At 58.9% G+C, this 21,517-nt stretch carries 20 protein-coding genes; 12 read left to right on the top strand and 8 right to left on the bottom strand.

Going from position 1 to position 21,517, the window contains the following annotated elements; genetic code table 11:
* The first annotated feature begins 119 nt into the window (after positions 1–119).
* Both GOX21_RS18840 and GOX21_RS18845 read left to right on the top strand, forming a co-directional pair.
* Positions 120–2,411 (top strand): xanthine dehydrogenase family protein molybdopterin-binding subunit, encoded by a 2,292-nt coding sequence (locus GOX21_RS18840; RefSeq protein WP_170379143.1) that lies wholly within the window; start codon positions 120–122, stop codon positions 2,409–2,411.
* On the top strand, positions 2,389–3,465 hold the full coding sequence (locus GOX21_RS18845; RefSeq protein WP_170379145.1) for a DUF2235 domain-containing protein: 1,077 nt from the start codon (positions 2,389–2,391) through the stop codon (positions 3,463–3,465). The genes GOX21_RS18840 and GOX21_RS18845 overlap by 23 nt, the downstream gene beginning before the upstream one ends.
* Position 3,466: 1 nt before the next feature.
* Here the strand turns inward: GOX21_RS18845 and GOX21_RS18850 are convergent, their stop codons facing one another.
* A complete protein-coding gene (locus GOX21_RS18850; protein WP_217353055.1) occupies positions 3,467–4,111 on the bottom strand; it encodes an NUDIX hydrolase in 645 nt (214 codons plus the stop codon).
* Between the two features lie 5 nt (positions 4,112–4,116).
* A complete protein-coding gene (locus GOX21_RS18855; RefSeq protein ID WP_170351487.1) occupies positions 4,117–4,692 on the bottom strand; it encodes a GcrA family cell cycle regulator in 576 nt (191 codons plus the stop codon).
* Positions 4,693–4,818: 126 nt separating this feature from the next.
* Between GOX21_RS18855 and GOX21_RS18860 the strand changes: the two genes are divergently transcribed.
* Complete coding sequence (locus GOX21_RS18860) at positions 4,819–5,622, top strand: ABC transporter permease (protein ID WP_170351485.1); 804 nt, start codon at positions 4,819–4,821, stop codon at positions 5,620–5,622.
* A gap of 41 nt (positions 5,623–5,663) precedes the next feature.
* Here the strand turns inward: GOX21_RS18860 and GOX21_RS18865 are convergent, their stop codons facing one another.
* Complete coding sequence (locus GOX21_RS18865; RefSeq protein WP_170379147.1) at positions 5,664–6,545, bottom strand: DMT family transporter; 882 nt, start codon at positions 6,543–6,545, stop codon at positions 5,664–5,666.
* Positions 6,546–6,837: 292 nt separating this feature from the next.
* Between GOX21_RS18865 and GOX21_RS18870 the strand changes: the two genes are divergently transcribed.
* Together GOX21_RS18870 and argF are read left to right on the top strand one after the other, a co-directional pair.
* Positions 6,838–8,025 carry an aspartate aminotransferase family protein gene (locus GOX21_RS18870; RefSeq protein ID WP_170379149.1) on the top strand — a complete coding sequence of 396 codons (1,188 nt, stop codon included), beginning with the start codon at positions 6,838–6,840 and terminating at the stop codon, positions 8,023–8,025.
* Between the two features lie 75 nt (positions 8,026–8,100).
* Complete coding sequence (gene argF, locus GOX21_RS18875; RefSeq protein WP_170379151.1) at positions 8,101–9,027, top strand: ornithine carbamoyltransferase; 927 nt, start codon at positions 8,101–8,103, stop codon at positions 9,025–9,027.
* Here argF and GOX21_RS18880 read toward each other — a convergent pair.
* Both GOX21_RS18880 and GOX21_RS18885 read right to left on the bottom strand, forming a co-directional pair.
* Positions 9,024–9,620, bottom strand: coding sequence for a ferric reductase-like transmembrane domain-containing protein (locus tag GOX21_RS18880; protein ID WP_438826473.1), 597 nt, complete (start codon positions 9,618–9,620; stop codon positions 9,024–9,026). The genes argF and GOX21_RS18880 overlap by 4 nt on opposite strands.
* A gap of 8 nt (positions 9,621–9,628) precedes the next feature.
* The gene (locus GOX21_RS18885; protein WP_170379153.1) at positions 9,629–10,117 is read right to left on the bottom strand and encodes a twin-arginine translocation pathway signal; all 489 of its coding nucleotides are present in this window, start codon (positions 10,115–10,117) and stop codon (positions 9,629–9,631) included.
* A gap of 186 nt (positions 10,118–10,303) precedes the next feature.
* Between GOX21_RS18885 and GOX21_RS18890 the strand changes: the two genes are divergently transcribed.
* The 3 genes from GOX21_RS18890 to GOX21_RS18900 all read left to right on the top strand — a co-directional run bounded on the left by GOX21_RS18890 (position 10,304) and on the right by GOX21_RS18900 (position 13,274).
* The gene (locus GOX21_RS18890) at positions 10,304–11,146 is read left to right on the top strand and encodes a phytanoyl-CoA dioxygenase family protein (RefSeq protein ID WP_170351368.1); all 843 of its coding nucleotides are present in this window, start codon (positions 10,304–10,306) and stop codon (positions 11,144–11,146) included.
* A 125-nt stretch (positions 11,147–11,271) separates the two neighbouring features.
* A complete protein-coding gene (locus GOX21_RS18895; RefSeq protein ID WP_170379155.1) occupies positions 11,272–12,234 on the top strand; it encodes a pirin family protein in 963 nt (320 codons plus the stop codon).
* A gap of 65 nt (positions 12,235–12,299) precedes the next feature.
* Positions 12,300–13,274 (top strand): 2-dehydropantoate 2-reductase, encoded by a 975-nt coding sequence (locus GOX21_RS18900; RefSeq protein WP_170379157.1) that lies wholly within the window; start codon positions 12,300–12,302, stop codon positions 13,272–13,274.
* A 6-nt stretch (positions 13,275–13,280) separates the two neighbouring features.
* Here the strand turns inward: GOX21_RS18900 and GOX21_RS18905 are convergent, their stop codons facing one another.
* The 3 genes from GOX21_RS18905 to hrpB all read right to left on the bottom strand — a co-directional run bounded on the left by GOX21_RS18905 (position 13,281) and on the right by hrpB (position 17,866).
* The gene (locus tag GOX21_RS18905) at positions 13,281–14,759 is read right to left on the bottom strand and encodes an inorganic phosphate transporter (RefSeq protein WP_170351365.1); all 1,479 of its coding nucleotides are present in this window, start codon (positions 14,757–14,759) and stop codon (positions 13,281–13,283) included.
* Between the two features lie 94 nt (positions 14,760–14,853).
* A complete protein-coding gene (locus GOX21_RS18910; protein ID WP_170351364.1) occupies positions 14,854–15,312 on the bottom strand; it encodes an NUDIX hydrolase in 459 nt (152 codons plus the stop codon).
* 112 nt (positions 15,313–15,424) lie between these two features.
* Positions 15,425–17,866 carry an ATP-dependent helicase HrpB gene (gene hrpB, locus GOX21_RS18915; RefSeq protein WP_170379159.1) on the bottom strand — a complete coding sequence of 814 codons (2,442 nt, stop codon included), beginning with the start codon at positions 17,864–17,866 and terminating at the stop codon, positions 15,425–15,427.
* Between the two features lie 205 nt (positions 17,867–18,071).
* Between hrpB and meaB the strand changes: the two genes are divergently transcribed.
* The 4 genes from meaB (at position 18,072) to GOX21_RS18935 (ending at position 21,506) form a co-directional block, all read left to right on the top strand.
* The gene (gene meaB / locus GOX21_RS18920; RefSeq protein WP_170351482.1) at positions 18,072–19,049 is read left to right on the top strand and encodes a methylmalonyl Co-A mutase-associated GTPase MeaB; all 978 of its coding nucleotides are present in this window, start codon (positions 18,072–18,074) and stop codon (positions 19,047–19,049) included.
* 100 nt (positions 19,050–19,149) lie between these two features.
* Positions 19,150–20,319, top strand: a complete 1,170-nt coding sequence (locus GOX21_RS18925; RefSeq protein ID WP_170379161.1) for a Hint domain-containing protein — start codon at positions 19,150–19,152, stop codon at positions 20,317–20,319.
* A 146-nt stretch (positions 20,320–20,465) separates the two neighbouring features.
* Entirely contained in the window at positions 20,466–20,753 is a 288-nt protein-coding gene (rpmB, locus tag GOX21_RS18930) for a 50S ribosomal protein L28 (protein WP_170362546.1), read from the top strand.
* A gap of 402 nt (positions 20,754–21,155) precedes the next feature.
* Entirely contained in the window at positions 21,156–21,506 is a 351-nt protein-coding gene (locus GOX21_RS18935) for a hypothetical protein (protein ID WP_170379163.1), read from the top strand.
* The last annotated feature ends 11 nt before the right edge of the window (positions 21,507–21,517 follow it).

Below are 21,517 nucleotides of genomic sequence, written 5' to 3' on the forward strand. Positions count from 1 at the left end.
TCTTGGGTCAGCGCCTGCAATAACGAATGCGCAGGGGAAGGGGAAGGGTCTGCGGGTACTCTGGACAACGAACCGGTGCAGCCTAAAGTCGCCCCTACAGGCCGAGGCAGGAGCATCCAATGGACAAGTTCGGAAAAAGTCAGCCGGTCAAACGGACCGAGGATCAGCGGTTTCTAACCGGGACGGGGCAGTACATCGACGATGCTGTGCCCGGCGACGCCCTGTTTGCGGCGTTTTATCGCAGCCAGGTTGCGCATGGGCGGATTACCGCGCTGGATCTGGATGCCGCGCGTGAGGCGAGTGGCGTGCGGCTGGTCATGGCGCTGGACGAACTGACTGAGGCCGGGATCGACACGGTTTTAAACGCGGCGCTTGTGTCGAACCGGGACGGCTCGAAAGCGGCGGCGCCGGATCGCCACATGCTGGCCAAGGACCGCGTGCGTTTTGTCGGTGAGCCGGTCGCGGTGGTCATCGCCGAAACGAAGATACAGGCCCGTGATGCAGCCGAGTTGATCTGGATGGAAACCGAGGATCTGCCCGCCAAGCTTGATCTGGAGGTGGGCGGCGAACCGCTGCACATCGAAGCTCCTGACAACCGTGCCTTTGACTGGGGCATGGGGGATGAGGCAGCGACCGAGGCGGCATTTCAGGACGCCGTGCACAGAGTGCAACTGAACGTTGCGGATAACCGGGTGATCGTTACATCGATTGAGCCGCGCGGCTGTCAGGCTGCTTGGTCCGACGGGCGGCTGCACTTTGCCTATAGCGGGCAGGGCGTCTGGGCGATGCGCGGGCAATTGGCGCAGAAGCTGAATCTGGAACCTGAATTCATTAGGGTCACCACGCCCGACGTGGGCGGTGGTTTTGGCATGAAGGTGATGCCGTATCCCGAGTATTTCTGTGTCGCCGTCGCTGCGATGAAACTGGGCCAACCTGTTCACTGGATGTCGGACCGATCTGAGGCGATGCTGTCTGATCACCATGGGCGCGACCTGACTTCGCTGGCTGAGCTGGCCTTTGATGAAGACCACCGAATTACCGCGTACCGCGTGCATAGCAAGGTCAATCTTGGGGCCTATAACAGCCATTTCGGTCAGGCAATCCAGACAAATCTGTTCAGCAAAGTTCTGATGGGCGCCTATGATGTGCAGACCTCTTTTCTGCGGGTCGAAGGGTTCTTTACCAACACAACGCAGGTGGACGCTTATCGCGGCGCTGGTCGGCCCGAGGCTATCTATGTGCTTGAACGGGCTATGGACCGCGCCGCGCGTGAATTGGGCGTCGATCCGTGGGAGTTGCGGCGCAAAAACTTCATCCGGCCTGAAGCTTTCCCTTACAAAACGACGACTGGTGAGGTCTATGACGTCGGCGATTTCGACATGGTCCTGAGCCGCGCGAGTGAACAGACATTAGGTTTTGCTGCCCGTAAGGCGGCTGATGCCGAACGTGGCCTGATCCGGGGGCAGGGCATCTGTTACTATATCGAAAGTATTTTGGGCGACCCTTCCGAGAACGCAAAGATCGCATTCTGCGAGGATGGCACCGTGAACCTCTATGTGGGGACGCAATCAAACGGCCAGGGCCATGAGACGGCCTATACCCAGTTTTTGTCGGATCAGATCGGTGTTCCGTTGGATCAGATCAATGTCATCCAGGGGGACAGCGATCAGTTACCTGCCGGAGGAGGGACAGGAGGATCGCGGTCCGTTACAGTCCAAAACACGGCCACCCTGGCCACAATCGACGTCATGATCGCCGCATTCGCGCCTTATCTGGCCGATAAGATGGGGGTCGAGGAGGCTGACGTGAATTTTGATCACGAAACATTCCGCGCACCAGGGTCGAACCTGACGCCTACATTGATCGAAGCGGCCGAGATGGCCCGCGCCGATGGCCGAACCGATCTTCTGCAACATGAGGCGCGCATTACGCTGGACGCACGCAGTTATCCGAATGGCGCACATGTTGCCGAAATCGTTATTGATTGTTTCACCGGCGAAACATGGGTCGACCGCTACACCGTAGTTGACGATTTCGGCAATCTTATCAACCCGATGTTGGCCGAGGGGCAGGTGCATGGCGGCGTGGCGCAGGGCATTGGTCAAGCCCTGTCCGAGCGTGTTGAGCATGATGCCCAGGGGCAACTGCTCACGGCTTCGTTGATGGACTACGCCTTGCCCCGTGCGTCTGAGATACCCATGATAAAGTTTACCTCGGCGCCGGTTCCGTCAACTTCGAACCCAATGGGTATGAAAGGATGCGGAGAGGCCGGCACCGTGGGCGCGCTGGCCGCTGTGGCGAACGCAGTGCAGGACGCGCTTTGGGAACATGGGGTACGGCAGGCGGATATGCCATTCACACCCCTAAGAGTTTGGGAATTGCTGACGCATGGTTCTGTCACGGCTAAGTAAAAAGATACTTGGATGGCTCGGACGGCCTTTGCGGTCCGAACATTCGGCCGAGGCGCTGCACCGTGAACCAATTAGTCATGTCATTATCCTTGACGGCACCATGTCGACGTTGGAGCCGGGGTTTGAAACTCATGCGGGGCAGACCTACCATCTGTGCCGCGAGATGGGCGGCAAAGTTTCGGTCTTTTACGAATCCGGTGTGCAGTGGGAAAGCTGGAAAACCTCTCTGGATGTGATGATGGGGCGCGGCATCAACCGGCAAATCCGGCGGGCCTATGGCTATCTGGCGTCACGCTACAAACCTGGTGATAAGATATTTTTCATCGGCTATTCGCGCGGCGCTTACGGCGTCCGCAGCCTTGCGGGCGTGATCGACATGATCGGTCTGCTCAAGGCCGAACACGCGACCGAGCGCAACATCAAGCAGGCCTATCGCCACTATGAATGTACGCCTAGCGGCGAGGCAGCCTGTGAGTTCCGCCAAAAATTCTGTCATGACGAGCTCGCAATTGAAATGATCGGTGTCTGGGACACCGTCAAGGCGTTGGGCCTGCGTCTTCCGCTGCTGTGGCGCTGGGCCGAAGATAAGCACGCGTTTCACAACCATGAACTTGGCCCCGCCACCCGGCACGGCTATCACGCTATGGCGCTGGACGAGACGCGCGAGGTGTACGAGCCGGTTCTGTGGAAATGTACGCCCGAGTTTAAGGGCCACGTTGAACAGGTCTGGTTCCGTGGAACACATGGTGACGTGGGCGGGCAATTGAACGGGTTTGAAGAGGCGCGTCCCCTCAGCAATATTTCCCTGATCTGGATGCTGGACAAGGCCGAGCAGCATGGATTGCCGCTGCCCGAAGGCTGGCGCGACCGGTTCCCAACTTCAATTACTGCAACTTCGGTCGGGACCTGGCGGGGGTGGGGCAAGGTTTTCCTGCTGCGCAAGCATCGCAAAGTCGGGATGGACCAGTCCGAGCAACTGCATGTCTCGGTCGCCCCCGATGAACTGCCGGGTTGGGTACCGATGCCGGATTCGTCCTCGCACCCGGCGCAATAGGTCAATCGAACAGAGTTTGGGATTGGTCTGTTGAATGGGCGCGGAACGCTGCTGTGACATCCGCGAGAATATTTCGTGCCAAAGATAGTGCAGGTATTTTGTCCGGGGGAAAGAAGGCCGCGTCGCTGGTCTCGGCACCCGGCTGCGGGGCGTCCGTGCCATCCTCATCGCACAGGAAGAAAAGTTTATAAAAATCTCGCGAATCCGGCGGGTAGGGATGCCGTGCCTTGTGGCGCAGAGCATAGAGGTGTCTGGCACGGACCTGCAGCCCAGCCTCTTCCCAGACTTCACGTTCCATATTTTCCGCTGGAGAACTGCCAATGTCCGCAAAACCACCCGGCATGGCCCACAGCCCGTCTAGTCGTTCGCGGACCAGCAGAATGCGGCCATCACGGATTACAGCGCCGCGAATGTCGATGCTGGGCGTGGCATAACCACCGGCATGATCCGAGATCAGCCCCTCGATCCGCGATAGGGGCACCCGGCCCAAATCAGCCAGCATGGCGCGGGCCATGGCTGCGATCTCGTCATAGCGTTCGCGATCAAATGGGTCTTTGGTGAAATGCTGGCCGGTTTCGGCCAGCGCCAACAAGCGTTTTGCCCGTGTCAGCCAGGCATCCTCCAGTGCAGTCGGATCCTGGCGCATCTTCCTTACCGCCGACGGTCGCGGCGCGAGCTCATCGGCTGAAATGCCACGCCCACATGCGCCTCACAATAAGGTTTGCCGGCTTCCACAGGCAGGCCGCAGAACCAGAAATCCTCGGTCGCAGGGTCGCCGACAGGCCATTTGCAGGTCTTCTCGGTCAGTTCCATCAACGTCAGTTTCTTAGCCTTCTTCTCGATCTCATTGACCTTGGCCAAAGCCTCGGGGCTGATTTCGTTGGCCGAAGGCTGTGGCGGCAGCGGCTGACCAGCCGGAATGATCTGGCGGCGGGCAGGCACGGCGGGCTTGGCCTCGGCCGCAGGCGCGGGGGCAGGGCGGGCCGGTTCGGTTTTAGGGGCCGGTTTCGGCTTGGCCTCGGCTTTGGGCGCGGGGGCCGGTTTTTCCTTGGGCTCAGCCTTGGCCGGGGACGCACCGGTGGCGCGGTTCGACAGGCCCAGACGGTGGACCTTGCCGATCACCGCATTGCGGGTCACCCCCCCCAGTTCCTTGGCGATCTGGCTGGCCGACTGGCCTTCGCCCCACATTTTCTTCAGCAGCTCTACACGCTCGTCAGTCCAGGACATCATTTGCCTTTCAAAAGCGGAAAGCGGCCCCGGATTCGGGCCGCCTTGGGAAATCGTCTCAGCCCCCTATTCTAATCACTGCGCCCCGAGTTACAAGCAGTCTTCGAATCAGGTTGAGGTCAGATGATGCAGATACCCCTTGAGCAGAACGAACACCGTTTCGGAGCGGTCAATTGGATGGGTCTTTATACGTTGGCTCAGCGCGAAACATTGCGTTTTCTGGCGGTCTGGACCCAGACCCTGTTGGCGCCGCTGGTGACCGCAGGTCTGTTTCTGCTGATCTTCAACATCGCTATTGGCCCCAGCCGACCCGACGTGATGGGGGTGCCGTTCCTGACCTTTTTGGCGCCGGGTATCATGATGATGACCGTGATTCAGAATGCTTTTGCCAACACCTCGTCTTCGATGGTGATTGCCAAGGTACAGGGCAACATTGTTGATACGTTGATGCCACCACTGTCTCCGTTGGAAATTCTGTTGGGCTATCTGGCGGGAGGCATCGTGCGTGGTGTTCTTATCGCCTGTGTGGTTGCCGTTGCGCTGGCGCTGGTGCTGGGGCTGGTGCCGCGAAACCCGTTGATTGCGCTGCTGTTTGTTGTTCTCGGCGGTGCTTTCATGGGGGCGTTGGGCCTGTTTGCGGGAATATTCGCCAACAAGTTCGATCAAATGGCGGCGATTACCAATTTCATCGTCACGCCGCTGGCCTTCCTGTCGGGCACATTCTATTCGGTTGAAGCGTTGCCACCTGTTCTCAACCGCCTCAGCCACGTGAACCCGGTATTCTACCTGATTGATGGGTTGCGAAATGGCATGATCGGGGTGTCTGACAGCTCACCCGCACTGGGTTTCGCGGTTTGCAGTGGCGCAACGTTGATTGTCTGCGCCATTACCTGGCAGATGCTGCGAAAGGGATACAGGCTGAAAGCATGACGGTGCAGGTTTTGGATCCCGAAATCCTAAAAAACGCCGAGCTAGGCGATTCTGACGCGTGCCTCGCGCCAGACAAGGATTAGTCCGCCCGTCAGAATGATTGCAGAACCGATTTGGCTAACCACATCCGGGATTACGCCAAACACCGCAAAGTCATAGAGGGCGGCAAAGATCAGTGTGGCATAGCTGATTGGCGCCACAAAGGATGCATCCGCGCGCGCCATCCCGTTGACGAAACAGGCTTGGGCACAGGCCATCAGCACCCCAATTGCCACCAGCGCGATCCATTGTTCGGGCGTTGGCATCTGGAACACAAAGCTGACCGCGACCGAGGCGATGGTCAGCCCCATCGCGTTGTTGATCAACAGAATCTGGATGGGAATTTCACGGCCCGAAAGCTTTTTGATAAAGATCAGCTCCATCCCGATCACAGCCGCCGCCGTCAGGGCAAGCAACGCCGCAGGTTGGAAGCTGGCCGGTGTCGGACGCAGCAGGATCAATGCACCGGTCAGAGCAACAGCAGCGGCCAGCCAGCGCCACGGCCCAACGCCCTCTTTCAACAGCGGGATGGCCAGGACCATGCCAAAGACGGGGTTCAAAAAGGAAATCGCAGTGGCATCCGAGATCGGGATGAACGCGACCGAGGCGAACATCAGCGTAATCCCCACCCAGCCAAAGCTCGTCCGCCCAATATGCAACCCCCAATGCGGGCGGCTTAACCGTGGGCGCAACACGCCCACCGCGCAGACGATCACCAGAAACGCGAACAGGAACCGCCCGTGGCTGATCTGCAACGGATGCAACGCCGGGCCTAAGGTATCCGTCCCCAACGCTTTGGCCAGAAGTGTGGTGGCGGCCAGAAAGGCGCTGGCGGTGACGATCAGCAAAGCCGCAAGGGCAGGGTTCTGGCGCGCGGGTGTCATGACCCAGCGGTGCGTCACTGCGCCCTAAATGGCAAGCGATAAAAGCTGATATTCAAAGTGAAGTTTCTGATTTTGGAAATTCGGGGTTTTCAGAAGTCAAACACACGGCTATACGGCCCCGCATGATCAAACACGCACATATCCTGCGACTCCGACGCCGACGCATTACTGCGTAACCGGCCTGTTTGATCCATTGCGCGCTGTAAATCCGCGCAAATCCCACCAAATCTGTTGACGAATCCGGCCTTCGTGTATCACTCACGGGGCTTAACCTAACGAAAAGGATGATCCGATGATCCCGTCCGTTCTGCCGACCTATAATCGCGCGCCCCTGACTTTCGTGAAGGGCGAAGGCGCCTGGCTGACCGAGGCGGATGGCCGACGTTTCCTTGACCTAGGTGCCGGGATTGCGGTGAACGCGCTTGGCCACGCACATCCGGCGCTGGTCAACGCGCTGACTGAACAAGCGCACGCACTTTGGCATGTCTCGAACCTGTACAACATCCCGCAGCAGCAAGCGTTGGCGGATAAGTTGGTTGAACTTACCTTCGCCGATACGGTTTTCTTCACAAACTCGGGCACGGAATCCTGTGAGCTGGCCGTAAAAATGGCCCGCAAGTATTTCTATGACAAGGGGCAACCCGAACGGGTCGAGATCATTACCTTTGACGGCTCGTTCCATGGCCGGTCGTCGGCTGGTATCGCGGCGGCCGGATCTGAAAAGATGACCAAGGGCTTTGGCCCGCTGTTGCCCGGGTTCGTGCATGTCACATTCGGCGATCTTGACGGCGTGACCAATACGATCACGGACAAGACCGCCGCGATCCTGATCGAACCGATTCAGGGTGAGGGTGGCATTCGTCCGGTGCCCGACGCGGAACTCAAGGCCCTGCGCCAGATATGCGACGACAATGGCCTGTTGTTGATTTTGGATGAGGTGCAATGCGGCGTTGGCCGCACCGGCAAGCTGTTTGCCCACGAATGGGCAGGTATTACCCCCGATATTATGATGGTTGCCAAAGGCATCGGCGGCGGCTTCCCCTTGGGTGCGGTGCTGGCCACCGAAGACGCGGCCAGCGGTATGACCGTGGGTACCCATGGCTCGACTTATGGGGGCAACCCGCTGGGTTGCGCCGTGGGTTGCGCGGTAATCGATCAGGTGGCAACGCCTGCTTTCCTTGAAGGCGTGAACCGCAAGGCGGGGATGCTGCGCCAGAAGCTCGAAGGCCTGATCGCCGATCACCCCGACGTGTTCGAAGAGGTGCGCGGTACGGGCCTGATGCTGGGCTTGAAATGCAAGGCGACCAATACCGATGTGGTTAACGCGGGCTATGACAATGAGGTCATCACCGTTCCCGCCGCCGACAATGTCATCCGCCTTTTGCCGCCCCTGACGCTGACCGAGGATGACATTGCTCAGGCCATGATCCGCCTCGACAAGGCTGCCGCACAAGTCGAAGCCAGCCTCGAATCCGCGTAATCCTCATCTTTTTCTAAATACTCCGGGGGGCCGGGGGCAGCGCCCCCGGCGACCGACAGCCAAAAGCGAAACGATATGAACCATTTCCTCGATATCCACAAAACCGATGCAGGCGATCTGCGGACGATGATCAATCAGGCCGGCGAAATGAAACAGGCCCGTCTGGGTCGCCCCAAAGCCGCGCAGGATGATGATCAGCCGCTCAAGGACCGCATGGTCGCACTGATCTTTGAAAAACCCTCGACCCGAACGCGCGTGTCCTTCGATGTGGGCGTACGGCAGATGGGCGGGCAGACCATGGTGTTGTCGGGTAAGGACATGCAACTGGGCCACGGCGAAACCATCGCCGACACGGCCCGTGTCCTGTCGCGTTATGTCGACATGATCATGATCCGGACGTTCGATGAAACCATCCTGACCGAGATGGCTGAATATTCCGACGTGCCGGTGATCAATGGCTTGACCGACCGTACGCATCCCTGCCAGATCATGGCTGACGTGCTGACTTTTGAAGAACATCGCGGGCCGATCAAAGGAAAAAAAGTGGTCTGGACCGGAGACGGCAACAACGTCTGCGCCTCGTTCCTGCATGCGGCGGGCCAGTTTGGATTCGATCTGACCTTCACCGGTCCCGCTCAGTTCGACCCCGAGGAAGAATTCATGGGGTTCGCCCGTCAGAAGGGTTCGAAAATCGTGGTCGAGCGTGACCCTTACAAAGCGGTGGAAGATGCCGATCTGATCGTGGCCGATACTTGGGTCTCGATGCACGATTCCCAATCGGCCAAAGAGCGTCGTCACAACCTGCTGCGCCCCTATCAGGTGAATACCGAGTTGATGTCTCATGCCAAGTCGGATGCGCTGTTCATGCATTGCCTGCCTGCGCACCGCGAGGAAGAGGCGACATCCGAGGTCATGGACGGACCGAACTCGGTAATCTTTGACGAAGCTGAAAACCGTCTGCATGCCCAAAAGGCGGTCATGCGCTGGTGTCTGGGCGTTTAACTGCGCCGCCGGATATCCCACACACGCAATCTGGCGAGCGTTCGGGCGCTCGCCAACAGAACCAGAACGCAGAGGGCGGTTTTGGTCATGATCTCCATCGTCCCTTCAATCAGCATCGCATGCACGACACTGCCGACAATGGTTATGGCGGCTAACCCTGTGTGACCCAGCCTCCAGATACGGTACCGCAGGGCCAGACGCTGCCGAAAGATGCCCAAACAGGCGGCAGCGAAGGCGGCCCACAGCGCAACGACGCCCCAGGCTGAAAACGGGGTAGGTGAGACGAGCAGCAACGCATCCACAACATCCGGGGGGCTGGTGATCCACAAGCCGCCCACATGCACCACAAGGGCGAAGATCAGAGTGAAGCCAACCCGTCGATGCCAGCGCCGGCTGGCCAAAGGCAGTAATCCAGGCAAGTCGCGCCCGGCCAGCAAAGGTTGCAGCAACAACAGCCCCATACTCAGCACTCCGGCAAACCCGGCCACGATGTAGACTGGATCGCGCCACGCCAATAAGGGGCTATGCGCCGCCGCAATCAGCGGCACAGCTATGGCGGCGATCACAGCCGCCCAGATCAAAAGGCTGCGGATCACGTAAATTAGGCGGGTTGCAGGACGAAATGCGCGGCAAGGGTCTGGTCTTTTGAACTTGCCATGATCGGGCGCAGGAATACCGTCTCAAACTCGCCGCTGTCATAGGCCAGATGCCCGTGCGGCTGGCCAAAGGCGGGCACGATCTGCGGCATCTCCAACCGGAACTCACCATTGGCGTCGGTCAGTGTAGCACCATGGCTTTGCGGATCCCGCTCATGCCCTTCGGTTGTGTGAGCCCAGATTTGGATACGTTGGCCGGGCAGAGGGGCACCGTCCCCAGCCCGCCGCACAGTGCCGGTCATCCAGAACCCACCGCCGCCGATCCGCTCGACGATGGGTGCGCCGGGGCGGTAGTTGTTCGACCCACCACGCATGGACCGTGTCGGGGCCAGCCCGGCGGCGCGTGCGGGCATCAGCAATCCCGAACCGCCAGTGACCAGAGCAGCCCCGCCCAGCGCCATTGCGGATCTACGAGACAAGTGTGAATTCGTCATGTCGGGACCTCCTGCAAGGTAACATCCATAGCAACCTGAGCGCGCCACAGCGCAAAGATAGCACGGTTCAGATCAATTCCGAGGCGATCTTCACCACTCTGTGATCACCCCAAGCCCCGGCGAATTTCTTTGACCCTGTGCTGGTTGCGGTGCCATCGTCGGTATAACGATGCGAAAGGCTGAAAAATGGACAAGACACAATCGGTTTCGCCCGACGAAATTGCGGCCTTCAAGCGGGACGGTGCCGTTGTGCTGCGCTCGAAATTCTCGGAACATTGGTTGGACTTGTTGCGCGAAGGTATCAGTGCGGACCTGGCCAACCCGACCGACAATTTCACTCGTCACACCAAGGACCCAGACGCCCCTGCTTATTTCGAGGATTTCTGGGCGTGGAACAAGATTCCGCAATTTAGGGATTTCGTGCATCACTCGCCGTGCGCCCCACTGGCTGCGGGTTTATTGGATGCCCCGTCGATCAACCTTGTGATGGATAACTGGTTCCTGCGTGAGGCCGGATCGACCTCGCGCCCACCCTTTCATCAGGACCTGTCCTATTTCGATTTCGAAGGCACCATGTGCGTCCTTTGGCTGCCTCTTGAACCGGTGACTAAAGAAAACGGCATTGCCTTCGTCAAAGGCTCGCATCTGTGGGACAAGCTGTTCATGCGGGTTCGGTTTGCGGATGGTCATCCTAGTCTTGGGGCCACTGAGGTCGCAGGCCGAACGTATCACCAGCCCCCGGATATCAACGCCGATCCCGGCGCCTATGACTTGTTGCAGTGGGATATGGAATTAGGGGATTGCATCTATTTCGATATGCGAACACTGCATGGTGGTCTGTCCTCGGTCACGCCGACGGAAACAGTGCGTCGGTTTAGCCTGCGGATGACAGCGCCGGACGGGATTATCCGATATCGCGGAGATTGGGCGAAAGACGAACGTGCGCAGTTCGAGGCCGCCGGTTACAGCGAAGGCGACCGCATCGACGGGCCGTTTTTCCCCCGGCTTTGGCCAAGAGAGGCACTTTGAGCAATGGATGAAATAACATAACATCGAAATTGCACTTAATCCGTGCGAAATGGCGAATACTCAAGCTGAAAATACCGTGTATTCTGCGATGGTGAACGCAACTACCTGATCGCAGGAGCGCAGCAATGAGTTGGAACCCGACCCAAAGCCTCGAATCTCTGTCACACAACACGGCGCTGGACACATTGATCATTCCGCGCGCTCGTGATCTGGGCGGGTTCGAAGTACGTAGGGCGCTGCCCTCGAGTAAACGGCAGCTGGTTGGGCCATTCATCTTTTTTGACCAAGTAGGTCCAGCCGAATTCCTGACTGGTGACGGCATCGACGTCCGACCACACCCGCATATCGGTCTTGGGACGGTGACGTATCTCTATCAAGGAGAGTTCGAGCATCGCGACAGTCTTGGCACGCATCAAATGATTTACCCCGGCGAGGTCAACTGGATGGTTGCCGGGCGCGGGGTGACTCATTCCGAAAGGACCAGTCAGAAGACACGAGACAAGAAACACAGCCTGTTCGGCATCCAGACCTGGATAGCATTGCCCGAAGCGCATGAGGATATGGCCCCGGATTTCGAGCATCACAAGCAAGGTGCGCTGCCACATTTTCAGGACCAAGGTGTCAGCGCCCGGTTAATCCTGGGGTCAGCTTATGGTGAAACCAGCCCGGTTACGTTGCTGTCCGAGACCTTCTATCTGGACGTGCGACTTGATCCCGGCGCGTCGTTTCCTTTGCCGGATGACCATGAAGACCGGGGTGTTTATGTCACCCAAGGTTCCGTCGAGATCGCAGGCGATACGTTCACACAGGGCCGTATGATGGTGTTCCGCCCCGGCGATCCCCTTTCAGTCAAGGCCGGACCGCAAGGCGCGCGGTTAATGCTGCTGGGCGGGGCGACATTGAACGAAGAGCGCTATATCTGGTGGAATTTCGTGTCATCCTCGAAGGAAAAGATCGAGGCGGCCACGCGTGAATGGAAAACCGCCGATTGGGCAAAAGGAGCGTTCCACCTGCCGCCGGGCGATGATCAAGAGTTCATACCGATCTCGGATGAACTGGAGCGTACTCGACCAAGGCGCGCGCGCTGACCGCGCGTCAGGGGGCCTTGTCCGTGCCCTCGATCCCGGCGATCCTTTGCGCCAGGAGGGATGTCATGAAAATCGTGATTGCGGGTGCAGGCAGTATCGGATGCTATTGCGGGGCATTGTTGGCGCATTCAGGGCATGACGTCACCCTGTTGGGCCGTCCACGCATTCTGGACCCGATCCAGGAAAAGGGATTAACGATTTCGGATTTTTCGGGGCTGACCCGGTATGTGGCTGCGCAGGATTTGACCCTGACCGAAGATGCAACCTGCCTGGCCGGTGCCCAGGTCGTCATCGTGACCGTTAAATCAGGTGCCACAGCGAAAATGGCTGCGCAGATCGCGGAATACACGCCCATCTCAATTCCGGTGGTATCGTGGCAAAACGGTATGGAAAACGCCCGTACTTTGCGCATGGTTCTGTCAGAGCATGACGTGCGCGCCGGAATGGTGCCGTTCAATGTGGTGCCGACTGAACCGGCCAGCTTTCATCGCGCCACCTCTGGTGAGATCGTCATCCAAAGCGGTCCCGGTGCGCTGGGTCAGAAGCTGAGTAGCGCTGACATGCCGGTTGTGGAAAGCGATGATATTGAAGCGGTCCAATGGGGTAAGCTGGTAATCAACCTCAACAACGCGCTGAATGCGCTGTCGGGGTTGACGTTAAAAAATCAACTGCTGGACCGGAACTGGCGACGCCTGATGGCGGATCAGATGACCGAGGCTCTGATGGTGTTGAACGCCGCGAACCATCCGGTCGCTTCGACTACTCCGCTGCCTGCGTGGATGACGCCGCATATCCTGCGCCTGCCTACGCCGATCTTTTCCAGGATCGCTGCGCGAATGCTGACCATTGACCCCAGCGCGCGCACCTCGATGGCCTATGATCTGATGGCAGGTCGCCCGACCGAAATCGAAAGTCTTCAGGGTGAGATCATTCGCCTGGGCGCGCAAATTGGCGTCGAAACCCCGATCTGCGCCAAGATACGAGATTTGATCGAGGACGCGCCTGAAACCGCGATTTCTGTGGATCAAATTGCGTCTTAGGCCGGATTAGGCGAAGGCCGTCAGGATTAGAAATATTGTCGCTGACATCGCCGCGGCTGCGGGGACCGTGATCACCCAGGCGGCCACGATGGTCATGAAGTGTGAACGCCGCACCAGCTTGCGGCGCTGATGCTCTTCCCGGGCCAGCCGCTGTTCGACCGGACGCTGGCGGTTGGAGTGTTTCCACCGGCGATCTGAATGCCATTCGCGATAGAAACCAACCCCAAACACGCCGCCTACGGCAATATGAGTTGAGCTGACCGGCAGGCCAAGCCAGCTGGCCACGATAACGGTAATGGCTGCGGACAGCGCCACGCAGAAGGCCCGCATTGGGTTCAGTTTGGTGATCTGACTACCGACCATGCGGATCAATTTGGGCCCGAATAGAAACAGGCCGAACGAAATTCCAAAGGCTCCGATCACCATGACCCAGTTGGGGATCGCGACTTTTGCGGCAAAGTCGCCGAATTCCGCTGCGTGTACGATAGCGGCCAGGGGGCCGACCGCGTTGGCCACGTCATTGGCGCCATGCGCAAAGCTGAGGAATGTGGCCGAGATGACCAGCGGCAGGCCAAACAGAGTTTTCAGTGATTTGGTGCGGTTTTCCATCCCCTCGGATTTGTGCCGTACCCAGGGCACCGTGACCGACCAGACCAGGAACCCCGTTGCAAGGCCGATCAGCAGCGCCACCTCAAGCTCAATCTTCACGATCCGCTTAAGACCCTTAACGGCCAGATAGGTGGCAAACGCCGCAGCCATTACGGCCACAAGGATCGGAAGCCAGCGCCGTGCTGCCGCTATTTTATCGTCCTGATATTGAATCTTGGCTTTGATCAGTGCCAGAAACCCAGCCGCGATCAAGCCACCCAATACTGGCGAGATTACCCAGCTTGCGGCAATCGCGCTCATTGTGCTCCAGTTGACGGCGCTCAGGCCCGCTGCGGCGATGCCGGCCCCCATCACGCCGCCGACAACCGAGTGCGTCGTTGACACCGGTGCCCCGACCCATGTGGCCAGGTTGACCCATAAGGCCGACGAAATCAGCGCAGCCATCATTGCCCAGATGAATACATTGCTGGTTTGAACCGAGGCCGGATCGATGATCCCCTTAGAGATGGTCGAAACGACATCTCCGCCTGCCAACAGGGCACCGGCGCTTTCGGCAATGGCGGCGATGACGATAGCACCACCCATGGTCAGTGCGTTGGCACCAACCGCGGGCCCCATGTTGTTGGCCACGTCATTGGCACCGATATTGATCGCCATATAGGCCCCAAAGGCGGCTGCCGCAGCGACGATCAGGCCGCCATCCGCCAGCCCGAACACTATCGCCGCCGACAACCCGGCCAGCGCAATAAAGGCCAGTGAAATACCAGGGGCCAACAGCGGGCGCGCCACATGGGCGTTGGCATTCTCAACGCGCGAGATACGGTGAAGGTCGCTGTCCAGAGCCTGCCAGCGGGATTTCGAGGTCAAATTCGACATGATCTTTTTTCAAGCAGCCAGTGCATTTCGGCACGCGGCTAGACGGTTTCCCCCCTCGGGACAACAGTTATGTTATCAATTTTTTGCGAAACTATCACACTTGCAGCAGCAAATCGCGCAATTCCGGCTCGTTAACACGATCAGCCGCAGTTGAGGGCGAAACCCAGACCCGCTCGCGTTTGCCAGCTTCGGGAAAGTCATCTTCCAGATCCTGAACATCAACCCGATAGACACTGGTCAGAACGGGATAGGCCGTGCCATCGTTCAGGATTTTATCGTAAGTATAGTGCCCGATCGGTTCCTTGGAGGGGTTCGGCGCCCGCACGCCTGCCTCCTCCCACGCCTCCTGCAGTGCAGTTTCGGCACCGTCCATGCCATCAACCGGCCAACCTTTGGGAATGATCCAGCGCCCGGTGTCGCGACTTGTGATCAACAGAACCTCTGGTCCGCTTGGGGTTTCACGGGTGCAAAGGGCTGCAAACTGCACCCGTTGCGGGCGCAGGAAAATTGGTCGGGCGACCTCGTCCCAGATTTTTCGCAGCCATTTCGTCATTGGTCGATCGATCCTGTGCTTTTCTTGCCTGAAACGCCGGCACATAACAGTGAAATAGGGCTGATACAAACAATTGCCTGAGCCAACTCTATCACAAATGTCGGGGTCGCGGCTATTTCCGCCGTTTTGCGCGCAGGGTTGGGTTGGCCTGTGTCGGGTCTTCGGGCCAGGGATGCTTGGGGTATTGCGCGCGCATATCCTTGCGAACATCGGCGTAAGAGCCCGCCCAGAATCCCGGTAGATCACGGGTGATCTGGATCGGTCGTTGCGCAGGAGAAAGCAGGGTGATTTTCAACGCCTCGCCCCCCACAACCGGATGCTGCGTGACGCCAAACAACTCTTGCAGGCGCACGGAAATCTCAGGCACTGCGCCGCCATAATCAATCGCCACCTTTCGGCCCAGCGGTGTTTCGAACGATCCGGGCGCGCGGCGATCCAGTTCTTGCGTCTGGGTCCAGTCTAGCCGGGCGCGCAGAGCGGGCAGCAGGTCAAACCGCTTCCACTCTTCGGCGTTGCGTACGCCCGAGAGCATGGGCAGCAGCCAGTCCTCAAGCGACTCGGTCAGCCCTTCGATGGTAAATTCAGGCAGATCAGCCCCTTCGGCCCGCACCAATTCAACGCGCGCCGCCAACCGCGCCGCCGCTCCGTCCAGACGCAATCCAAGATCGCGCACGCCATCCAGCATGGCCTGCGCCACGGTATCGTCCGGCACGTCCTTCCACAGACGGTCGCTTAGCGTGATCGCGCCGAACCTTTCCTGTTTGCGCGCCACCACCCGGCGGTCGCGTTTTGACCAGGCGCAGCTGTCGACCCAGCTGATTTGCCCGGAAAACAGATTGCGGATTTCGCCTTCGCTGATCTGGGCGGCCATGCGCACCCTTGCTTCGCGCGGATTACCGTCGGTGTCCGTGACCACCAGATAAGGTGCCGCGGCCAGCGTATCGCCGCTGTCCAGCACCACACCTTTGCCGCCTGACAGAACATAGCGGGGAACGTCACCCTTGCGGCGCTGTCCGATGCGGTCGGGATAGGCCAGCGCGGCCATGGCGGCGGGGCTCAGATCACTGGCCTGGCCCTTGGTACGCAGACGTTTGGTTTCGGCTTTGATTCGATCCACTGCGCCTGCATTCACTTGCCAGACGCGGTTACGTTGAAACGCGCGGATGTCGCGCAGGGCCTCTAGTCGCAGCAAAAGGTCTAACGGCGCGCCCTTTAGCGGATCGCGTTCGGCCATCAATGCGGCCAAAGTGGCGGCACCGGAACCGGCAGACACCAACATATGACCCAGACGCGGATGCAGGGGCAGGGCAGCCAGGGCGCGCCCGTGGTCCGTAATCCGCCCCTTGGCATCCAGCGCCCCCAGCATCGTCAGCAGAGCCTTTGACTCGACCATCGTGCCTTCGGGCGGCGGTGTCAGAAAGGCCAGATCGCCCGGTTCCGCACCCCACAGCGCCAGTTCCAATGCCAAACCTGTCAGGTCCGCGGCCTCGATCTCGGCCGGAGGATAAGCAGACAACGCACCTTCTTCACCCTTGGACCACAACCGATAGCACTTGCCCTCGGCCACGCGGCCTGCGCGGCCGGCGCGCTGGGTGGCTTCGGCGCGGGTTACACGCTCGGTTACCAAACGGGACATGCCCGAACCGGGATCGAACCGCGCCCGTCGCGCTTGCCCCATATCAACCACGACCCGAATGTCGGGAATGGTCAGTGAGGTTTCGGCAATCGACGTGGCCAACACCACTTTGCGCCCTTGATCCATCGGCGCAATCGCAACGCGCTGGGCGGCAAAAGGCATGGCCCCGAACAGGGGGCGCAGCACGCAGTTCTCCGGCAAGCGCGCGGACAAGGCGGCCTCGGCCCGGCGAATTTCACCCTCACCTGGCAAGAACACCAACACCCCGCCGCCGGTTTTGCGCGTGTCCCTTTCAGCCTGAACAACCAGATCGACCAGAGCGTCCAGCCGCCGTGCCTGCGCCCCCAAAGGGCGGTCCAGCCAGTGTGTTTTGACCGGAAAACTGCGTCCTTCGGAGGTGATCATTGGCGCGCCCATCAACCGTCCAACCGGCTCGGCATCCAACGTTGCCGACATGGCCAGTAGCATCAGGTCATCCCGCAGAGCGCCGGTGACTTCCAAACAAAGGGCCAATCCCAGATCGGCGTTCAGGGATCGTTCGTGGAATTCGTCGAAAATCACGGCGTCCACACCCGGTAAGTCGGGATTGGATTGCAACATCCGGGTCAGAATGCCTTCGGTCACGACCTCGATCCGGGTTGATTTTGAAACCTTGGCTTCGCCCCGCACCCTATAACCTACGGTCTCACCCGCGCGTTGGCCCAAAGTGTCGGCCATCCGTTCGGCAGCAGCGCGCGCGGCCAATCTGCGCGGCTCCAACATCACGATCTTGCCGTCGCACAAGCCCGCCTCGAGTATCGCCAGGGGCACGCGTGTCGTCTTACCCGCCCCCGGAGGAGCCTGAAGCACAGCGCGGCCGGAACTCTTGAGGGCCGCAAGCAGGTCTGGGATGGCGTCTTCAATGGGCAGTCGTGTCATGCGGGCTTTATCCGCCAACGGCACGATAAGGTCCAGTTCCGCCCTGTGCGCGGCGCAAACCAGGGTGGCACGACCGCTAACAGCGGAGGAACGGCAACACATGGGTGCGAATAATTGGTGTGCGGCGTATTTCCTCAGCGGTCCAGTCTGGACAAACGGTTTGTCGGGACGGCAAGTAGTCGTGCCGCAAAATATCGAGGATGAAATGGACATAGACAGCCTGAGCGACAGAATTTTGAACGGTGAGCGGCGCGCACTTGCCCGCGCCATCACTCTGGTCGAAAGCGGCCGTGAGGATCACCGGGCGCAGGCGACCGAATTGCTGGCACATCTGGCTAAATCCAAACGGCAATCGCTGCGTATCGGCCTGTCGGGGACGCCAGGGGTTGGCAAATCCACCTTTATCGAAAGCTTTGGCATGATGCTGATCGCCCAGGGGCTGCGGGTGGCGGTGCTGGCGGTTGACCCTAGCTCGTCCCGCTCCGGAGGCTCGATTCTGGGCGACAAGACCCGGATGGAGCGTCTGAGTCGCGAGAGAAACGCCTTTATTCGCCCATCCCCCAGCCAGTCGCATCTGGGTGGTGTGGCCCGACGTACGCGCGAGGCGATTGCGCTGTGCGAGGCCGCCGCTTTCGATGTGGTGCTGATCGAAACCGTGGGTGTGGGTCAGTCAGAAACCGTTGTGTCCGAAATGTCCGACCTGTTCCTGTTGCTGCTGGCCCCAGCGGGCGGAGACGAATTGCAAGGCGTCAAGCGCGGCATCATGGAAATGGCCGACATGATTCTGATTAACAAGGCAGACGGAGATCTGAAGCCTACAGCCATCCGCACCTGCGCCGACTATGCCGGAGCGCTGCGCCTGTTGCGAAAGCGCCCGCAGGACCCCGAGACCTTTCCCAAGGCTATGACAGTGTCGGCGGTGGAGGAACACGGCTTGGAAGACGCGTGGTCCGAAATGCAATCGCTGACTGATTGGCGGCGCGAAGCTGGCCATTGGGAGGCCAATCGAACCAATCAAGCGCGATATTGGTTCGATCAAGAGGTCCGGCATGCCCTGTTGGCCCGGCTCGAAACACCACAGGCGCGTGCGATGATGGATCGTTTCAGCACTCAGGTAGGTGAAGGTGTCCTTAGCCCATCGATCGCGGCCAAACAAATGCTGACTGAATTGGCGGCAGACTAACCGGCCGGGCAGAGTGGCGCGTTCATCATTTGTCGTGTAAGATCAAAGCGAATGCAATTTTGAGTTGTGCGATTGGCTCAGGCGACAGGAACCGTCGAACATGCCCGATATCAACGGGACGAATAACGACGACGACATTGAAGTCACCGACAATACCGGTTCTTTAAACGGGACAACGGTACCCGGACCAATTGACAATATTCGCGCCAGACAGGGCGATGACGATGTCACCGTTACCAACAGTACGATTTCCGGTTCCGTGCGGGGCAATCGCGGAGACGACGATATCGTTATCACCGGCAGTACTGTGGTCGGGCAAGTGAATGCCGGAATTGATGATGATACGGTCAACCTTCAGGGATCTACCGTTGGTGATGTTCGGCTGGGGCAGGGCAACGACACCCTGAACATCAACAGCACAAACGTTACAGGCGACGTTCGCGGTGGCGGTGGAACGGACAGCTTGAACCTGCCCGTTGGCACGGTCGTCACCGACGATACGTTTGGAACTTTCACCGTTGCCGAAGGCGTTTCCTACTCGGTCTCAAGCGGCACTTTTATCCTGCCGTCGAACCTACCGTCTGGGCCGTCCGTCTCTTATCAGGCATTCGAGAACGGAACAGGGGTTCCATGCTTCACACGCGACACTGAGATTTTGACACGATCCGGCCCCGTGCTTATCCAAGATCTCTGCACCGGCGACATGATTGAGACACTGGGTAAGGGGTTGCAACAGATTCGCTGGATCGGGAGGCGACGCTTTGATCTGGACGGATTGAAGAGGAACCCCAAACTTTATCCCATTCGAATTCTGGCAGGGGCGCTGGGCGGCGGTTTTCCAAGTCGGGACTTATTGGTTTCGCGACAGCATCGGATGCTGGTCCAGTCCCCCATTGCCCAACGCATGTTCGACGAACGCGAAGTGCTGATTCCCGCCATCAAGCTAACAGCCTTGCCCGGTATATTCGTGGACAAAGACGTCACATCGGTTGAGTACTACCATCTGCTTTTCGATCAACATCAGGTCATCTTTGCCGAAGGCGCGCCGACAGAAAGCCTGTTTACAGGGCCCGAGGCGCTGAAAACTCTGAGTTCAGAGGCCCGCCGCGAGATTTTTGAGATATTTCCTGAGCTGATCGAAAAGAAACTGACACCGCGGCCCGCCCGCTATATTCCGCGCGGACGGCAGCAGTCGCATCTGTTGGAACGCCATCGCAAGAACAAAAAACCGCTTTTGCAGGCGTGTATCCAACCGCCCGGTGATGCCTGAGCAAAGATTTCGCGCGATCTGTCTTGACCCTTCTGGCGATTCCCACTACACGCATCCAACCAGTTTTCGGGCGCGACTTCGGGTTGCGCCCCTTGTGATTTGGCCGCTGGCATCATGCCCGGCCTCCAGAAACAAAGGAAGAAACCATGTCGCGCCGTTGCGAACTGACCGGAAAAGGCCCGATGACTGGCAACAATGTCAGCCACGCCAAAAACAGAACTCGTCGTCGTTTTCTACCGAACCTGAACGACGTTACCCTGCAGTCCGAAACCCTTGGCCGTGGCGTCAAGCTGCGCATCTCGGCGGCTGCACTGCGCTCGGTCGACCACCGTGGTGGTCTGGATGCGTTCCTGGCCAAAGCCAAAGATGACGAACTGTCGGCAAACGCGCTGAAAGTGAAAAAGGAAATTGCCAAGGCACAAGCCACGGCGTAAACCCTTTTCCCTTCAAAGAATTCAACCCTGTACCGCAAGGTGCAGGGTTTTTTCTTGCGCGGCCTGCTCCTGAACTGGAATTAATTTTTCAACCACGGTGATATTGTTCACATACCCTGCGCCAAGACTGTTTTATGTTTGGTCATATTCATCTGGCGGAGTTTACCCCCATGTCTTTTAAATTGTCTGATTTCCTCTCCCTGTTGGCTGCCTTTTTTGGCAAGACGTTTGGGACATGCTTTCGGATGCAACGACAGGTGAACAGGTTGCATACGAGCCTGACCAAAGGGTCCGTCAAACGTCCTGGCGTGGACAGCTGACACGAACCCAGTGGTTGCGGGTTTCAGGCGTATTCGATTGCGCTTGAAGCCCGCTTTGAGTCCGGCCTATATCAGGCGCAGGATGAAACCCGTTCTGAACAGATTTCTGCCTTTGGCGCTTTCGCTGCTTGTCATTCTGACAGGGCAGGGGGTGGCTGCATCGCGCGGAATGGACAGGGCGGTGGGGCAGATGGTGCTTTGCACTGGTACAGGCCCGGTGGTGGTCTATATGGACGCCGAAGGCCAGCCGACTCAGCCCCCTCATTTCTGCCCTGAATACGCGCTGACCCTCTTGGGGGCGGTCGTTGTCCCGGCAGCCGCCATGCCCGTTGCGCCAGAACAGTTTCAGCCCGCGCCTTTGCGCAAGGCGGGTAATCTGGTTGCCCTGCCGGTTCCCTTCAGACCGGCGCGCGCGCCTCCGGTTGTGATCTGAAGACACATTTT

Source organism: Ruegeria atlantica (assembly GCF_013032005.1).
Taxonomy (GTDB): Bacteria; Pseudomonadota; Alphaproteobacteria; order Rhodobacterales; family Rhodobacteraceae; genus Ruegeria; species Ruegeria atlantica_A.

Coding starts and splice junctions, on each gene's coding strand:
- GOX21_RS18840 (WP_170379143.1), top strand. CDS start 120: ATGGACAAGTTCGGAAAAAGTCAGCCGGTCAAACGGACCGAGGATCAG.
- GOX21_RS18845 (WP_170379145.1), top strand. CDS start 2,389: ATGGTTCTGTCACGGCTAAGTAAAAAGATACTTGGATGGCTCGGACGG.
- GOX21_RS18850 (WP_217353055.1), bottom strand. CDS start 4,111: ATGCGCCAGGATCCGACTGCACTGGAGGATGCCTGGCTGACACGGGCA.
- GOX21_RS18855 (WP_170351487.1), bottom strand. CDS start 4,692: ATGTCCTGGACTGACGAGCGTGTAGAGCTGCTGAAGAAAATGTGGGGC.
- GOX21_RS18860 (WP_170351485.1), top strand. CDS start 4,819: ATGCAGATACCCCTTGAGCAGAACGAACACCGTTTCGGAGCGGTCAAT.
- GOX21_RS18865 (WP_170379147.1), bottom strand. CDS start 6,545: ATGACACCCGCGCGCCAGAACCCTGCCCTTGCGGCTTTGCTGATCGTC.
- GOX21_RS18870 (WP_170379149.1), top strand. CDS start 6,838: ATGATCCCGTCCGTTCTGCCGACCTATAATCGCGCGCCCCTGACTTTC.
- argF (WP_170379151.1), top strand. CDS start 8,101: ATGAACCATTTCCTCGATATCCACAAAACCGATGCAGGCGATCTGCGG.
- GOX21_RS18885 (WP_170379153.1), bottom strand. CDS start 10,117: ATGACGAATTCACACTTGTCTCGTAGATCCGCAATGGCGCTGGGCGGG.
- GOX21_RS18890 (WP_170351368.1), top strand. CDS start 10,304: ATGGACAAGACACAATCGGTTTCGCCCGACGAAATTGCGGCCTTCAAG.
- GOX21_RS18895 (WP_170379155.1), top strand. CDS start 11,272: ATGAGTTGGAACCCGACCCAAAGCCTCGAATCTCTGTCACACAACACG.
- GOX21_RS18900 (WP_170379157.1), top strand. CDS start 12,300: ATGAAAATCGTGATTGCGGGTGCAGGCAGTATCGGATGCTATTGCGGG.
- GOX21_RS18905 (WP_170351365.1), bottom strand. CDS start 14,759: ATGTCGAATTTGACCTCGAAATCCCGCTGGCAGGCTCTGGACAGCGAC.
- GOX21_RS18910 (WP_170351364.1), bottom strand. CDS start 15,312: ATGACGAAATGGCTGCGAAAAATCTGGGACGAGGTCGCCCGACCAATT.
- hrpB (WP_170379159.1), bottom strand. CDS start 17,866: ATGACACGACTGCCCATTGAAGACGCCATCCCAGACCTGCTTGCGGCC.
- meaB (WP_170351482.1), top strand. CDS start 18,072: ATGGACATAGACAGCCTGAGCGACAGAATTTTGAACGGTGAGCGGCGC.
- GOX21_RS18925 (WP_170379161.1), top strand. CDS start 19,150: ATGCCCGATATCAACGGGACGAATAACGACGACGACATTGAAGTCACC.
- rpmB (WP_170362546.1), top strand. CDS start 20,466: ATGTCGCGCCGTTGCGAACTGACCGGAAAAGGCCCGATGACTGGCAAC.
- GOX21_RS18935 (WP_170379163.1), top strand. CDS start 21,156: ATGAAACCCGTTCTGAACAGATTTCTGCCTTTGGCGCTTTCGCTGCTT.